The sequence below is a fragment of the Dyadobacter sandarakinus genome (assembly GCF_016894445.1).
Classification (GTDB): domain Bacteria; phylum Bacteroidota; class Bacteroidia; order Cytophagales; family Spirosomataceae; genus Dyadobacter; species Dyadobacter sandarakinus.
The window spans coordinates 1,585,392-1,601,284 of sequence record NZ_CP056775.1; the positions used below are offsets into that span (position 1 = coordinate 1,585,392).

Below are 15,893 nucleotides of genomic sequence, written 5' to 3' on the forward strand. Positions count from 1 at the left end.
CTGCACGAACACGCGCAGAGGGTTATCGATCAGGATTAGGAATAGGCTCAGGTCAAACTGTTTTCTTTCTCAAGCAATGCAGCGACAAATGCATCATCAACCAGGTGCGGATAGGCTTCAATGACCCGCGTGATCTCCTCGGATTGACCGGGAGACAGGTTTTCGGCCGGGTTTAGCGTCCAGATGCCGTCCAGTAGCCCCTGCCGGCGGAGTACCTCATGCACGCCTGTAATGCAGCCATGGAATCCATGCGCCGGATCAAAGATCGCAGCATTCATGTCCGTCACTGCCACATTGGTTGCCAGCATATTGAGAGCATCCGCAGCAGGTCCGGCCAGCGTACTTTTCACAGCAGCAAGCAACTCCACTGCACTTAGGGTCCATACCGCCCAGTGCCCGAGCAGTCCGCCAACAAATCTTTTCTCGACCATTTGCCCGTCGATGTTAAAGCGGTAGGGCGTCAGCAGGTCGGCCACGATGTTGTCGTCATTGCCTGTATAAAGGGCGATCTCCTCCCGCCGCGACGAGTGGGCAACAGCCCGCACCACGTCCAGCGTTTGGTAGCGGTTGAATGCAGCAATTTTGATGGCGTAAACATTGGGGATTTCGGCAAACTGGCGCCAGAAATCATAGCTGTATGCTCTTCCGCCAATGGCCGTCTGCAGGTAAAATCCGAATACCGGTATGATACCTGCAATGGTTTTTACGTGTGCAATGATTTCTGATTCGGACTCATTTCTGAAAGCCGCCATGCTGACCAACCCCATATCGTAGCCGAGCTTTGCCGCTATCGTCGCCTCACGCGATGCCTGGGGCGTAAGGCCGCATATGCCTGCCACCTTGATGAAGGGCCTTTTCAGGTCTGCTTTCGCAATTTCGTCGGCGGTAATTTCCAGTACTTTTTCAAACAGGTTGACTGCCGGATCGCGGATCTCGAACTGGGTGGTGTGTACGCCAATGGCAATACCGCCGGCCCCGCTGGCCATGTAATACCGCGTAAGGCCGCGCTGCTTTTGCTCATCCAGCTGTAAGGCAGCATTCAGCGCCAGCGGATGAGCCGGTATCACCGTCCCGTCGAACAGCAGGTTTTTTATATCTTCTATTAACATATAATAACATTTTATTACCCAAACACCCCCTCCATGCTCCGCCTGAGCCTAAAATCTTCCTTTCCGCTCCTGAAAATGCGTGGGCTTGTTGATCGTCTGCCCGCCTTCCCGCAGCCATTGGGCTGTAATGCCGATCATTTGTTTCAGGGTTGTTTGCGGATAGCCGAAAAGGCGGAAAGCCTCGGCTGCATTGCTGAGCAAAGCCGTGGATTGTTCCTCGCCTGTAAACTGCGGTTCGATCATGAATATACGTCCGAATTCCTGTGCCAGCCAGCGCAATGGTACGGTTTCAGGCCCGGTTACATTGAGCAGCCTGGCCGGGGTATCACAATGCAGCAGCGACCGGATCGCCATTTCATTGGCATCGCCCTGCCAGATTACATTGACATGGCCCATGGTCACGTCAACCAGCTTCCCGGCCAGCACAGACTTTGCCACTTCGAGCAGCACGCCATATCGGAAATCGATGGCATAATTGAGCCTGTAAATCAGCAGGGGTGTACCGTAAACCGACGAAAAGTACTGGAACATTCGCTCCCGCCCCAGGCACGACTGGCCGTACTCACCCACGGGATCAGGACGAAGGTCTTCGGTGGCGCCACCGGAAAGTACCGGCGTAAACGGGTACACATTGCCGGTTGAATATACCACGATGCGTGCGTTCCGGAACTTGGCAGCGACGCGGCCGGGCAGGTAGGTGTTCATTGCCCAGGTATAAGGCTCATTGCCAGAAGTACCGAACTTGGTGCCTGCAAGATACAGCACATTCCCAACCTCGGGAAGCGCCTGCAACTGGGCGTCGTCCAGGATGTCGGCCACGATCGTTTCGATACCTTCGGCATTCAGTGCAGCAGCCAGGCCTTCTTCACTGAACCTTGACACGCCAATCACACGCTTGTTGCTGCCCGACTGGTCCAATGCCCGGCGCGCAAGCCTGGCAATGCTTGGTCCGATTTTACCGCCCGCACCCAGGATGAGGATATCGCCGTCAATTTGCCTGACAGCGTCGATCAGTGCAGCGGAAGGCGCGAGCCACTTTTCTTCAAGTGCTTCAATGTCAATCATTTTTACTTAAATTACGGATTGTTCAGGAATAATTCTTTGCAGTTGATGATGGCCAGCGAAAAGATGACGAGCAGTCCAAGCCCTGCTACTACTTTCACAAGCGGACTGTTGACCTTGTCGCCCATGATCTCCCGGTCGTTGCCCACCATATACAGGGCCGTACCGATAAAGGGTACAATGAAAATGGTCACGCTTTGTGCAAAAACGATGAGTTCGAGCGGGAGTTTGCCAAACCGGATCGCGATGGAAGCGCCGATGATCATGACCAGTGCCACCAGGTAGCGCACCGACCGGGAGCTGAAATTACTGCCCAGCCCCAGCGCGTCGCCCAGCAGGGTACCACCTACCGAAGCGTTGCCGATTAATGAGGAAAATGCAGCTCCGAATAGCCCGACGAGGAAGAGCGTGGATGCATTGTTTCCGAAAATAGGTTCGAGTGCCTTGGCCATATCCGTGGCAGAATTAACCGCTATGCCTTTGGGATTGAGGATCGCCGCAGCACAAATGATCACGATACTGCACATTCCGCCAAGTAATATGATCCCTGTGGTGCTGTCGTTTTTGGCCTCGCGCAAAGCCGGGTTAATGCGGATGCGTTCCTGGATCAGGTACGACTGGTACAATGCACCCACAATGGAAAAGCAGGATGCGATAAATGCGATGATCAGCCCCTGCGAACCTTCGGGGATGGTGGGTGTGGTGAAACCGCTGACGATTTTACCCGCATCAGGTTCAGCCCAGAAAAAGGTGGTGACAAATGAAAAAAGCTTTACAAAAATGAGCAGGATCATGGTACGCTCCAGTACCGAGTAGAAACTCCTGAAAAACAACAGGCTGATCCCGAATGCATTGAAAAACAAAATCCAGGGAACAGGAGAAGTATGGTACAACTCGCCTACCGCAATCCCAACCCCGATCGAGTTGCCCGCCTGAAACGAGGTAGTCACCAGAAAAACACCAATCCCCATGAGCACCGAGGCCGGCTTCCCCCATTTCTGCCTGACCGACGCCAGCAGCGACTGGTGTGTAGCCACTCCGATGCGCGTGGACATGCCTGTAAAAACGGCCATGAACAAAATCGCTACGATCACGACCCACAGCAGTGAGTAACCGTACACCGCCCCGAGCTTGGAAGTAATCGTCAGCTTGCTCGGGCCAAAAACAAGGGCAGCGGTAATCATGCCGGGTCCGAGCGATTTGAGCCACCGGAGCGTTTTATCTTTCAGGTTTGCCAATGTAAAAAAGGGGTTTAGGAAACGAATGCCTGTGACTTGATGTGAGTACCGGGCACGTGCCCGTAAATGTAGAAAGAAAATTTAAATTCTTCTGAATTGAGGATCAGATATGTAAAGTTTTGTGAAAATAATTTCAGGAAAGATGCTGTTTGCCAAAAAGGAATTCTTACAGCAGGCAGGCTGCGTTAGTTCTGGTAAAACTCGTAGTTTTCCTTGGTTACAATGTCGATGGGCATGTAATTCAGCTTGGTCACTGACGAGTTGACTATCAATCTCTGGTAGAGTGCCATGATGCCCCGGTAACCCTGGTCTTCGGGCCGGTGGCAAATCAGAAAGTCGATGACATTACTTTCCAGGTAACCCACATTTTCCTTTACAAAATCATAGCCGATGAGGGATACATCGGTACGGTGGCTGTTTTTCAGAAATGAAGCCACGGTATGAACACGGGAGTTGGTGACGAATGCAGCGCCGATGTCCTTATTGAGGTGGAAAACGTAGGTAAGGTGCCTGGCCACAGACTGGTAATCGGTTTCGCGGATATCGATGCGGACAATCTCATTCGGCTGATCGTGATCTTTAAAGTACGAGCGGAAACCGTCCTCGATTTCCTGGTAGTTGTAGTTATCGATTTCCTTGCTGATGTTGATGATCAGTACCTTCTTTTCCGCATTGAGCCGGTAGGTCAGCAGCTTGGCACCTACGTAGCCGCTTTTGTATAAATGCGGTCCGATGTAGGTAAGGTTGTGGACGCCCGGCACGTCCGAATCGATGAAGGCAAAAGGGATTTTGCGCTTGTGACAAAGCTCGGCAAACTTCTTGGTCTCTTCAATGAACGACGGAGCGAGCAATATGCCCTGTACTTCCTGGTCCAGGATTTCCTGCACCTTTCCGGCAAAACTGTCCTTGTCGTTCAGATCAAAAAAATGCACCCGCGTCTGTACCCCGTATTGTTTCAGCTCAGCCTCTGCACGCCGCACGCCATTGAGGGGTGCCTCCCAGAAATTCGTTTCTTCGGACACGGCCGGAATCAGGATTGCGAGATTGATGACCTTTCGGGATGCGAGGCGGCTGGCGAGGATATTGGGTTGGTAATCAAGCTCTTTGATGATCTCGTTGATCCGCTGCTTTGTTTTTTCCGACACGCCGGTACGGTTGTGCAATACCCGGTCCACGGTGGCAGTAGAAACATTTGCTCTTCTTGCAATTTCCTTTACTCCGTAAGAAGCATTTTCTTTTTCCATCCGGGATGCCTGGGTTTTTGTGTCATTCAGGAAAGGTAAAGATAGTAGCTCTTTATTTATACCTGCAAAAAATCGCCTGTCGGACAGGCCTGCTGAGTACCGCCCCGGTGCAGCCAAGGGTGGCTCAGGGGTTTAATAAATGGTTCTGAAAGTCAGGTTAATGCGCCTGCCGCTATCCGATTTGCTCTTGGGAATGCGGTGTTCCCACTTGTGCTGCAAATCACCTTTCATGATCAGCAGTGAGCCGCTTTCCAGCCGCAAGGCATACCGGGCGGCATGGTCATCCCTGCTCCTGAACTCAAACTGGCGCGCCTGCCCGAGGCTGAGCGAGGCAATGTTCGGATTTTGTCCGAGTTCCTTTTCATTGTCGCCGTGCCAGGCCACGGAGTCGTTCCCGTCTCGGTAGTAGTTGAGCAGCACGCTGTTGAAAGTCAGCGATGTACGCGCTTCTATTTTTTCCTTCAATGCAAAAAGTTCAGGTGTCCACGGAAGCGGATCAAACCTTGAACCAGAAAATGCGTAGGACTTGCCACTGTCGCCGTACCAGGCCGTGAGCCTGGGCGTCAGCAGCTCTTTTCCATACATCATAATGCGCTTCTGCATCCAGGGCACGGTCGCAGCAAGGTGTTCCAGTAATACAGTGCTTTCATTCCCTGGCAGGAAGTCAGGATAAAATTCGAGCAGGTTTTCAGGGAAACGGAGGCTTTCGGACGGATTAAAAAGATGGAGCTGCTGCATATTACCTGATCATTTTCTTTTTTACTTAACAAAAAACAATGCAGGATCGGTCGGTGACGGTGTACTTTCTGCCGGCCTCCGGCATGCTCGGCAGGAACAAGGGCGTGCAGGCTTGAAAGGTACCTTGTAGTATAATGGTAAAACAGCCTGTATAGTACCTTTTCATTGGAAACATTCAACACTGCATACATGTATCCTACGGAACCAAGCTGCCATACCGACCTGAGCCGCCGCCGCTTCACAGCCGGACTGATCCGCTCGGCACTGACCATATCAGCAACAGGCACCAGCCTGTTTTTACCCGCAAACAGCACGAACAACAAGACCTACACGGTACAGGACATCATTGATCTGATCCTGAAAGAAGGAAAGCTGAGCAAAATTCCGGATACGGTGGATACGATCAAGGCGGGAAGCGGCAGCCAGCAGATAACCAGCATTGTAACGACGATGTTTGCCACTGCCGAAGTGATCAGGAAAGCTGCGGAGCTGGGAGCCAATTTTATTATCGCCCATGAACCGACTTTTTACAACCATAAGGATGCCACCGACTGGGTTGCGGCAAACCGCATCGTGAGCCAGAAGCAGGAGCTGCTCAAAAAACATAACATGGCCATATGGCGTTTTCATGATTATTGTCACTCCATCAGGCCCGACGTGATCAGCTACGGCGTGGTCCGGAAAACCGGGTGGGTACCTTATTACCAAAACAAACCCATGATGACAATCCCGTCGGTTTCGCTCGGGGCGATGGTCGCGCATTTGAAGCAATCACTTGGTATTGAACACCTCCGCGTCATTGGCAACCCTGAGCAGCTTTGCACGCGTGTTGCGCTGCTGCCGGGTGCGTCCGGCGGACAGGGGCACGTGCGCCTGTCGGAAGCCGAGCAGCCCGATGTGCTGATCGTAGGTGAAGCACCTGAATGGGAATCGCCCGAGTATTTCAGGGATGCAGGGCTGATGGGCAACAAAACAGCACTTATCGTGCTCGGACATGCTGCCAGCGAGGAGCCGGGCATGGAGTACTTCGTGGAATGGCTTCAACCCAAGTTGCAGAGCATTAAAATAACACACGTCGCGTCAGGCAGTCCGTTTACCTGGTACTAGGCACTGAAAGACATTTTTTCCAGCCACAGCTGTACCCGGTTCGAAGGCGGCCGGGTATAGCTGTGGTTAACCGAGCAGCTACTTTTGCTTTTCGAAATACATATAGTCGACGTGGAAGAGCGGCCCGGTTTTCTTTTCGTTTTTGAAAACAAAAAACAAGTCAGACATACCCCGGGCACCGGAAAGCGGCACGCGCAGGTCTTTCCAGTCGCGTACCGGATCGGCTGCCTGGCCCCCCGCGATCTCGACTGAGCCGATGAGTGTTCCCGTTTTTGTGCCCCGCCTGATCTCGATCCGCCCGCCAGCGCCTTGCTCCTGCACCCGAAAATGGATGGCGGCAACACCAGTGAGATCAATATGATTGAAGCGGACGAATTTGCCGAAGGTGATATTGGCGATGTAGGAAATAAAACCCGTGTTTTTGGTGGCGATGACCACGCCTGCATTCCCCTCGTCATAATCTTCCATCTGAATCAGCGGATTCCGCAGCACCAGGTGGCTGCTGGTATGTATCGGCTCAATGCCCGCGTGCCCACTGTCCGTATAGCCCGCCTGGATCATATAGGCTCCTTCGGATCCTTTACCCTCATGCCCTGTCAGCCTGACGGAGCCTGTCAGCGGGAGTTGCTCCGGCGTCCGGGCAAGCGAAAGAATGTATTCCGCAATGTCTTCGGCATCTTTTCGCGGGAGGTCGGCGTGAGGAGGCATCGGGTAAGAGCCCCAGCTTCCGCTCCCGCCCCGGATGATCTTGTCGGCCAGCCTGGCGCTCATTCCTGTGCTGTCCCTGTACCTTTCAGCAATCATCTTCAGCGCGGGACCGATGGATTTAGTTTCTACCGTATGACAGGATTTGCAGTCCAGCGACGCATAAAGCTGCTGCGCCCGCACGTACTCCATACCGGTACCACCGGTGGATGCCAGTGCCGTCGCCAGGTCCTTGCCGTAACTCAGGTAGTTGAAGCTCGCAGTGATCCGTTCCGGATTTAAAGTTTGATCCTCTTTATCATTAATGCTGATTTTATAGTCAAATGCGGCATCGTCCCAGTAAAAGCTCCGGTTAGACTGGGAAGTGATCCGGACCTCGGGCGGCGTATTTCCTACTTTGATCTGCGTGGTGGCCGTGCCTTTGCTCCCATGCTGGTCCGCGACGCTGAGCACAACATCGTACACGCCGGGTTTTGTGAAAGTATGTTTCAATTGCTCGCCCTGATACGCCCGGCCGCCAATATTCCACGTATAGGTAAGCTTATCATGTTCATCAAAATCACGCGAACCTTTCGCAGACAACTGCACGGTAAGCGGCACGCCTCCCACATTCGGGCGGGCACTCATCACGGCGATCGGCCGACGGTTTCCCTCTGCATACTCTACCCGGATGATGCCTGAGTTGGTATTCCGCGCAAACCAGTTGGTCCCGTAGGCAAGCAGGTAAATGGCGCCGTCGGGTGCAATCTGCATATCGATAGGTGCGACCACGCGCAGCTCCGGCAAAAAAGGCTCCATGCGTACATAATTGCCTTCCTTGTCCATCGTTATGGCCATAATCCACTTCCGGATCCAGTCGTAGATAAACAGCTTGCCATGGTAGTATTCCGGCAGTTTGTAAGGTGCATTCGGGTATAGATCGCGGTAGTAAACCGGACCGGTCATCGCGCTGGCGCCGCCCTTGCCGACCTCCGGCCAGCGGCGGGACGGACCTTTTCCGTACCAGATCCACGCCGGCTGCGCAGGAGGAAGCTCCCGTATGCCGGTGTTGTTGGGCGAGTCATTCACCGGACGTGCCGGATCTTTGCCGGGACCTTCCTTTTTGGTTGCAAAATCATAATCGGGAAAAACCTCATTCGCCCCTAAAAAATAAGGATAGCCGAAAAATCCCGGCTTACGGGCCTGGTTGATCTCTTCGTAGCTGAGCTTGCCTTCCTCGGCCTTTATTTCGGTATCAGGACCCACATCTCCCCAATACACATACCCGTTTTTGGCATCTACCGAAACCCGGAATGGATTACGCATGCCCATCGCGTACACCTCCGGCCTGCCTTGTGAGCCGTCTCTTGGAAAAAGATTTCCGTCGGGAATCGTGTAGGTGCCGTCTGACTCGGGCCTGATGCGGAGTATCTTGCCACGAAGGTCATTGCTGTTGGCGGAAGTACCCTGGTCATCGGCGAGCTCCCGGCCGGGCCGCTCATCTGTGGGATTGTGCCCTTCAATTTCTTCAGCATTGGTATTGTCGCCAACCGACAGGTACAGCAGTCCCTGAGGATCAAACGTAATGTAACCCGCAGAGTGGCAGCAGTACTGGCGCTGGGTAGGGACTTCCAGCAGCACCTTTTCCGACGAACGAACGAGCTTCTGACCATTCAGTTCAAACCGCGCGAGGTGACTAACATTTTTGTTCCCTCCTACTCCGTAGTACAGGTATAACCAGTGATTGTTACTGAAATCAGGGTCAGCCGCCACCCCGAGCAACCCGTCCTCAATCCCGCTGAAGACATTCAGCTGTGCAATGGTTTTGAGGGTTCGGGCTGTATTGTCGTAGTACCGCAATGCACCTTTGCGCTCGGCAACCACAACATCGTAGTTGGGAAGGATTGCCATTTGCATGGGTTCATCCAGTCCCGACGCCAGGGTGAGGTATGTAAAGCGACTGGAGTCAGGCGCATGCAGGGTATCTGCACGGAGTTCTTCGGAAGCATATTTGTCGGGCGAATTGATAGGTACTGCATGCTTTTTAATATTGAAAAAAAAGGTAGCGCTTGCCGCTATGAAGATGGTCAGGGTTGCTGGCAGAGTAATGTGTCTCAAAATAACTTCTGTTTATTTAAGCGAATATTTTCTATTACAGGTAAGAAATTGTTGCTGAATGTTCATGAGTAAAAAGAGGCACGAAGCGACTACTGATCAGGACTGCTACTTTTCACATCGAACTTTGTCCGCCTCACGAGCCAATTTGTCCATTTGAGCCCTACCCTATTTTAAGGTACACTTCTTTTGATCAATTTTGAAGGTATGTTAATGCAAACTATTTCTAATAATATAACCTAAATTTTGAATTACGCAAGTATTTGAAAGAAAAAGTTAGAAGATCAGCATAGAAAGCATAGCAAAACGTAAATCCACTGGAATTCATAAAGTAATCCCAATCCATCTATCAGACGCATAGTTCAAGTGCAACCAATGAATTAAACAACTAACTAGAAAATTGGTATCCCAACATTAAACAACATCGGAAGCAGCTTGCGAGGTAAGCATTCATCATCTCCCCGCTGATTTCAGTTCATTAAGGATCAAGACACCAGTAGAAAGAAAGTTACTAATTATTGTTACATAACGCCGTCCTGATATGAGAAAGTCAAACATTTTTGTTCTGATTGAGCTGTCAAAGCTTACAGAAAGCCTTACCACAAACCTGTTGCAATGCAAGGAAAATCTGAAAGCGCAAGCCAGTTATTTCCAGCTGATTCCATCCAAGTACTTCTCCGGAGAACTGAACCGGGAGTGGGAAAGTATTTATAGTATCGTGAGCCACAAAGGCCCGCGCTTCAATGAGAGAGGCCAAATCATCCGGAATGCAATCGCTAACACGATTGATCAGATGTCGTCGCAGGAGTGTTTAATGGTATCCAACCGCATCTTCTCGCTGTATGAAAAAGTGAAGAAGGAATTCTCCTGATTAACCAGGTAACTGGCAGTTTATTCAACGTTAATTAGCTTTTGAAATTAAAATTAGCTCGGTAAAATGAACAATGACATTTCAAACTATTTTTTCCCTGAATTTCACTACCCTTTTTCGCATTTAACAAGATTTTTGCAGGCTGGAAAGCTGTTCACCATTTTGCTTAAAGATGGAAGTATCACACACTTCCAACCTGCCAATGTACCTGATTTCAGAGACTGGCTTCTGCAGAACCAGGTTGAAGATTTAAAACACTCCTTCAGAAAGCGGCTCCGGGCCATCTAACTGTCATTAAAGTTCTTACGCAAGCCGTTCAAAATTGATTGAACGGCTTGTTTTTTTATAGGGATTTGATGATGTAAATACCTGGAAAAATCGCTCTACGTATATTGCTTATCGTGCCTTATTGTGCACGGTTTAGGAACCAAATCAGCCCATTGAAAAAGTTGTCAAATTGGAGATTGCTTGTAAAAGACAAAGTTCCCGCAGGCATGTAAAAGCAATGCCCGGCTTCATGGCCGGGCATCGGTTAAAGGAAAATGAAAATAATTTAGCCGGAGGGTCCAATAAGTCTGACCTCCCGGCATCCGTAAGCCTGCTTATTCATGTACCAGCCTGATCCACTGCTGTACCTGCGGACCCGTCACATGCAGGAGATAAATCCCGGCGCTCTGCATTTGCTGTGAAAAATCCAGATGAATGGTTGCGCCAGGCTCTGCGTCTCCATAATGTCCTTTCGCGAGGACCGCACCGGTGGATGACACAAGCTCGTAGCTGATATCTCCGGACACCTGCGGTGCCATGCTCACTGCTATATGCCCGTCCAGATTGGGATTCGGGTAAGCCATCACCAGGCGTGCATCCTGGGCGGGGTTATCAGTACCTTCGCCTGTCAGCATGATCTCGAGCGGATCAATGCGGTCGGCATAGCTGATCTGCAAGGTAGCCACGCGCGCACCCAGCGCCTGCGGCTTAAACAACACAGCTATCTCACTGCTCACACCTTTGCCCAGTTTCGAGCTTCCTTCAGAATCCAGGACGAACTCGTTTCCATTCACACCCGCAATGCGGACATCGCGGATGTCGATCACTTCGTCGCCCACATTGGTGATCCGTACGGTCTGCCGCTGTGACACCGAGCCTGCCTGCTGGCTGAAAAAGTACAGCAATTCCTTGTTAGCAGCGAGTTGGTTGCGCAGCTCGCTGGAGAGTGATTCAATTTCAATGGCTGAGATCTTGGGCTGATTTTTACCTACTTCAAATGCAATGTCGAGATTTCCATCGCGAACGTATGCCGTGTAGGATTTTACCAAAGCCTTCATCGCACCTGCTTCCTTGTAAATGTCAAAATCTTCAAGCTCCACAGCTCCACCTTCTATGTTGACGTCAAACACGCGCTTGCCAGCACCTGCTGCCCCGCCGTCGGTCGCACCCCAGTAAATTTCCGCGAAGTGCAGGTGAACCCGGTACACACCTTCTTTGACCGGAAAAGAATAGCTGAACGGTGTATCACCGCTCCGTTCCGATTTGTAGAGCTCATCAGATGTAGTACCCGCTATGTCCTTGATCGCAGCATTGGAATACACTTTACCTCCCGTAAAATACTGATCGGCCGACCACTGCTTATTATTGAGTGTAATTGCAGGCCCGCCACAGTTGATCCGGTACAGCGTTGCCTGCGCAGCGTCGTCACCCGTAGCTCCTGTCAGCGCAATCGTGCTGGTACCATCACCCGCAGTGTGTTTGATCTCAATTGCTCCTGTGACAGCTCCTTCCAGGGTTGGTTTAAATTGTACTTCCAGACTTATGCTTCCGCCGGCACCGATCACAAATGGCAGTGCGGCCGGGCTTGTGTAGGTAAATGCGTCATCACCTGTCTTATTAAGTGCCGTAATTACAATGGCCTGATTGCCCGTGGTATTGGAAATTTTCAAGCTCTTCGTAACGGTGCGGCCTGTTGTTGTTTTACCAAAGTCAATTGTAGAGACGCTTTCCAGCACACCTGCTTTCAGAGCCGTGCCCACCGGAGTGGTAGCATCACCTGCAAAGTACACTTCCTGATTGGTGAGCAGCGGACTGCCGCCCTGGTTGCCTGCCCCGGTAGCTACATAAATTCCCCGGTTATTGACAATCGGCTGCGATCCATGGCGGCCTTGTTTCAGGTTAGCCAGCTTGCGCCAGGTATTGGTATTGACATTTAGCGCCTCGGTTTCGTTATGAGCTTTGGGCTGCGGACTTTCGCCTCCGATGATGATCAGCTCATCGTCCAGCACCGCGGTACCGGCACCGGCGCGCTGGGTAGGGATGTTAGCAGCTGCGGGCAGTGTATTCCATTTACCCGTACCAAAATCATAAACGTCTACCTCTGGTACGGTAAGGCTGAAAACCTCACCGGTACTGCCGGACGACCTGCGCCCTCCTGCTGCATACAACTTATTGTTCACTACGGCAGCCTGAAAGTGGTCTCTCGCGCGGGGTGCGTCTGCCAGCTCTTTCCAGGTGTTGGCAGCAGGATCATACTCATCAAGCCAGGGCACGTGTCCGGTCCAGTGACCATCGAGGATACCGCCTGCTATGTACAGCTTTTTATTGTAAACCACGACCCCTGCGGAACCGCGCCTGCGATCCTCGGGTATGGAGCGGCCCTTGGTCCACTTGTCCGTAAGAGGATTGTATATATAAACATTCGGCACGGGTGTTTCGCGGGGATAGTTGCCGGTGAGCGCACCTACTACATAGATCAGCCCGTCCAGCACGACGGCCTGAAAATGGTGGAGCTCCATAGGTACCTTCGCCTTGTTTTCCCAGGTTTTCCGGACCGGATCGTACGCCTGTACGGCCAGCACACCCCGCCCGCCAAGCAGGTAGAACTGATCTCCCGCCTGAACAAATGCATTCTCCTCCCGTCCGATGATTGCCCCGGACTGGATGTCGAGTGCCTGCCAGGAGCCTGCTCCTGCCGCAGCGTCCGATGTGACGCGGATGTAATCCCAGGTTGCCGTGAAGTCCGCGCCCGAGCCTGAAGAAGCAATAATACCCACGGCCAGCGCCGGGTCATTCTGGATAGAAGCCAGTAAGGTACCGGCTGTTTTTACAATGTCACCTGCATTCACAGCAGTGCCGCCATTGATGGCATATTTAGGCTGTACATTACCGGTTGCAGGATTTACAGCCAGCAACAGATCAATGGTCGTTGCATCCAGGATACCGGCGACATCCACCTGAGTAGTAACCGCCTTTCCTTCATTTTCAAACATAACCTCAATACCGCCTTTGCCTTTATTTCCATTCAGCGCGACTTTCAGGTAATTATCCTGATCGCCGGTACCGATGTAAATGCCCTGAGATTGTCCGTCCTGCGGCGTTCTATTGTTAAAAAAACTACCAAGTATCCGCGCACGGACTGTGAACGGAGCTGTTTCTTTATTGACATTGATCCCAAACTGAAATGCATTTTCCTGATCATTCTGCGCGCCGAGGGCTGTACCTGCAGACACTTTTACAATGGAGAATGCTCCCACGGCACCACCCGCAATCAGGTTATTTTCATCAAATACTTTCAGGTAATCGTTGCCGGCTTTTTTATTGGTCATCAACCCCGTGAACCCGAGTCCGAAGAATCCGGTGCCGGGATCATTGTTGAACAACTCATAGGAAACAGGCAGGCTGGTACCGAGGCCATTTTTGGCATCAATTGCAAACAGGTCCACATCGTCCCGGATCTTGTCATTGTCATCGTCGTCATCATTGATGTCCGAAATCTTATCACCGTCAGCATCCGCTGGCATGCTCGCAGCCGAGCAGGGATCGGTCTGGTTATCAATTTCATCCGCATTGGAATAGCCGTCACCATCGTCGTCCAGGTCAGCGCGGTCTTCGCCTGTGCAGGCAGCAAAGTCCGCCGGCTCAAACACCATGATCGCATCGGCCCCGTAGGTAGCGGCCCAGATAGAACCCGGAAATACATCGTTGTCGCCCTGCGCAATCACATCCAGCGGCTGAGAGCCAAAACTTTGCGCAAAAGCAGCGTCCTGGTTGAGGCGGCTTTCACCCTTTTTATTGAGCACGTCATCGCCTGCCTCATTCAGTTTAATCCTGTAAATACGTCCGTTCCAGCAGGCGGCGAGCAGGTTGCCTTTCATGGCATTGTTGAAGTTCGAAGCCGTGTACTCCGCAATGCCATTGGTAGAAATTGGAAAAGTGAGCAGCGAATTGTCCGTTTCACCAGGGTTCTGGTAGTCGCCCTCAATCGGGTTTGCCATACTCAGCGGCACCGGCGGCCAGTCAGCCGGGAGCGGATGGTCGCCCGTCTTGCTGTTTCGCCACACGCTGTCGGTTGCCGAGCGGGTATATAGTCCTGCCCCGGCCGGATTCGCCCGGATCGGATTGGGGTGTCCGGCGTAGTAGCTGCCCGCTACGTAGGTATCGATGTTGCCTATGTAATGCAGCCCGTCCAGGTTGTTGACCTGCGGATCATTCATCCCGGGCCCGCTCGAACCCGGCTCTCCTTTCACATATTTGTTGGTCACCTTGCCGTCCGTACCTTCATTGTCCGGGCCTCCGCCCCATCCCTGGTTGGCACCATTGTCGACGGTGTACATTTTCCGCGATTGGGTAATCACGAGGTCGTAGGCATTGCGGTACCCGGTGGAGTATATTTTTACCGGACCATCCGTGGTGATCTTGGCCTGGTTCAGGCCATCATTGCCGCCAAAAGGATCATTCAGATCACTGCCGTCCGCATTGTTGGGCCGGGTAGGATCATCCAGCGTGGGCAGGTCATACTTGTATTTGGTATCGCCGCTTCCTTTGGTAGGCAGCGCGTCAATTTTGCCCAGATCCACAGCAATAATGGCGGCAGCCCAGGCATATTCGGTAATGTAGGCAAAGTTGGTCGAGGGAGCACCCGCATTGGTAAAGCCGCCCACCGCCACGTAAAGTGTATTGGTTTTTTTGTCGAGCTGCATGCCATTGTTTGCATGGTTTTCCTCGGAGCGCGGCAATGCGCGGATAAGGTCCACCTTGTCCCAGCCGTCCGAAGTTTTGGTCAGCCGGGATACGATGCCCGAGTTGGTATCCACGTTCAGATCACCATCCGGCCCGCCGATACGGCTGTCGCTGGAACCTACATAGATGACCGGCACCTCCGCGGTACCCGTAACGAGTATGCCGGTAATCTGGCGGTTTTTGACAGTGTTGTTCAGCGACCCGTCGTCATTGTGATTGGGGATTTTGTTGATGAGGCTGATGGTCTCGGTAGCCGTGGCGGTGTAATCGTTTTTCCCGTTCCTCTTGATGGTGTAGGCACGGATGATCCCGTCCTGCTGGGAAACATACAACCTGCCGTCCGGACCAAACTGCAGGGAGGTGGGATTTTTGATTTTGATCTCTTTCAGCCCGCTCGGGGTGAAGTTCACGCTTTGTGCTTTGGAAATGCCTGCATGAAGTAACAGCAGCACGCACATCATTCCTGCAAGCCACCCGATCGGGCGGAAGCCGGTAAAAGATTTTTTCATAGAGGTTTACGTATTAGTAGATACTTTTCACATTTTCGCGGAACCTGATCCTCATTACCAACTCAAAATCATCAACTTATGCGGGACGGGGCATTCCCTGGTTAATAATTTGCCAGGCAAATGGCCGCCCGGCTTGGTGTCATAGCGTTATAAAGTCCCTAAAAATACGGGCAAAGCGATGGAAAATAAAAGGTTTTTAGAATTAA

9 protein-coding genes are annotated in these 15,893 nt (G+C 51.9%); 2 read left to right on the forward strand and 7 right to left on the reverse strand.

From position 1 onward, the window contains the following. Window positions 1-47: 47 nt before the first annotated feature. The 5 genes from HWI92_RS06315 to HWI92_RS06335 all read right to left on the reverse strand — a co-directional run bounded on the left by HWI92_RS06315 (window position 48) and on the right by HWI92_RS06335 (window position 5,391). Window positions 48-1,109: a dihydrodipicolinate synthase family protein gene (locus HWI92_RS06315; RefSeq protein WP_204661714.1), complete on the reverse strand. Its 1,062-nt coding sequence runs from the start codon at window positions 1,107-1,109 to the stop codon at window positions 48-50. 48 nt (window positions 1,110-1,157) lie between these two features. Next, the gene (locus HWI92_RS06320; protein ID WP_204661716.1) at window positions 1,158-2,174 is read right to left on the reverse strand and encodes an NAD-dependent epimerase/dehydratase family protein; all 1,017 of its coding nucleotides are present in this window, start codon (window positions 2,172-2,174) and stop codon (window positions 1,158-1,160) included. Window positions 2,175-2,185: 11 nt separating this feature from the next. Next, a complete protein-coding gene (locus HWI92_RS06325) occupies window positions 2,186-3,409 on the reverse strand; it encodes an Nramp family divalent metal transporter (RefSeq protein WP_229248993.1) in 1,224 nt (407 codons plus the stop codon). A 185-nt stretch (window positions 3,410-3,594) separates the two neighbouring features. After that, window positions 3,595-4,653 carry a LacI family DNA-binding transcriptional regulator gene (locus HWI92_RS06330; protein WP_204661718.1) on the reverse strand — a complete coding sequence of 353 codons (1,059 nt, stop codon included), beginning with the start codon at window positions 4,651-4,653 and terminating at the stop codon, window positions 3,595-3,597. A 132-nt stretch (window positions 4,654-4,785) separates the two neighbouring features. Further along, on the reverse strand, window positions 4,786-5,391 hold the full coding sequence (locus tag HWI92_RS06335) for an alpha-ketoglutarate-dependent dioxygenase AlkB family protein (RefSeq protein WP_204661720.1): 606 nt from the start codon (window positions 5,389-5,391) through the stop codon (window positions 4,786-4,788). Between the two features lie 189 nt (window positions 5,392-5,580). On the opposite strand from HWI92_RS06335, the gene HWI92_RS06340 reads away from it, so the two are divergent. Next, window positions 5,581-6,498, forward strand: coding sequence for a Nif3-like dinuclear metal center hexameric protein (locus tag HWI92_RS06340; protein ID WP_204661722.1), 918 nt, complete (start codon window positions 5,581-5,583; stop codon window positions 6,496-6,498). 78 nt (window positions 6,499-6,576) lie between these two features. On the opposite strand, the gene HWI92_RS06345 is transcribed toward HWI92_RS06340, so the two are convergent. Then, the gene (locus HWI92_RS06345) at window positions 6,577-9,300 is read right to left on the reverse strand and encodes a PQQ-dependent sugar dehydrogenase (RefSeq protein WP_229248994.1); all 2,724 of its coding nucleotides are present in this window, start codon (window positions 9,298-9,300) and stop codon (window positions 6,577-6,579) included. 538 nt (window positions 9,301-9,838) lie between these two features. Between HWI92_RS06345 and HWI92_RS06350 the strand changes: the two genes are divergently transcribed. After that, window positions 9,839-10,168 (forward strand): hypothetical protein, encoded by a 330-nt coding sequence (locus HWI92_RS06350; RefSeq protein ID WP_204661724.1) that lies wholly within the window; start codon window positions 9,839-9,841, stop codon window positions 10,166-10,168. A 602-nt stretch (window positions 10,169-10,770) separates the two neighbouring features. On the opposite strand, the gene HWI92_RS06355 is transcribed toward HWI92_RS06350, so the two are convergent. After that, a complete protein-coding gene (locus tag HWI92_RS06355) occupies window positions 10,771-15,687 on the reverse strand; it encodes a malectin domain-containing carbohydrate-binding protein (protein WP_204661726.1) in 4,917 nt (1,638 codons plus the stop codon). Window positions 15,688-15,893 lie beyond the last annotated feature (206 nt).

What these genes read in the sequence shown, in the direction of transcription:
- HWI92_RS06335 (WP_204661720.1), bottom strand. Translation starts at nt 5,391, where the DNA reads ATGCAGCAGCTCCATCTTTTTAATCCGTCCGAAAGCCTCCGTTTCCCT.
- HWI92_RS06330 (WP_204661718.1), bottom strand. Translation starts at nt 4,653, where the DNA reads ATGGAAAAAGAAAATGCTTCTTACGGAGTAAAGGAAATTGCAAGAAGA.
- HWI92_RS06315 (WP_204661714.1), bottom strand. Translation starts at nt 1,109, where the DNA reads ATGTTAATAGAAGATATAAAAAACCTGCTGTTCGACGGGACGGTGATA.
- HWI92_RS06355 (WP_204661726.1), bottom strand. Translation starts at nt 15,687, where the DNA reads ATGAAAAAATCTTTTACCGGCTTCCGCCCGATCGGGTGGCTTGCAGGA.
- HWI92_RS06320 (WP_204661716.1), bottom strand. Translation starts at nt 2,174, where the DNA reads ATGATTGACATTGAAGCACTTGAAGAAAAGTGGCTCGCGCCTTCCGCT.
- HWI92_RS06340 (WP_204661722.1), top strand. Translation starts at nt 5,581, where the DNA reads ATGTATCCTACGGAACCAAGCTGCCATACCGACCTGAGCCGCCGCCGC.
- HWI92_RS06350 (WP_204661724.1), top strand. Translation starts at nt 9,839, where the DNA reads ATGAGAAAGTCAAACATTTTTGTTCTGATTGAGCTGTCAAAGCTTACA.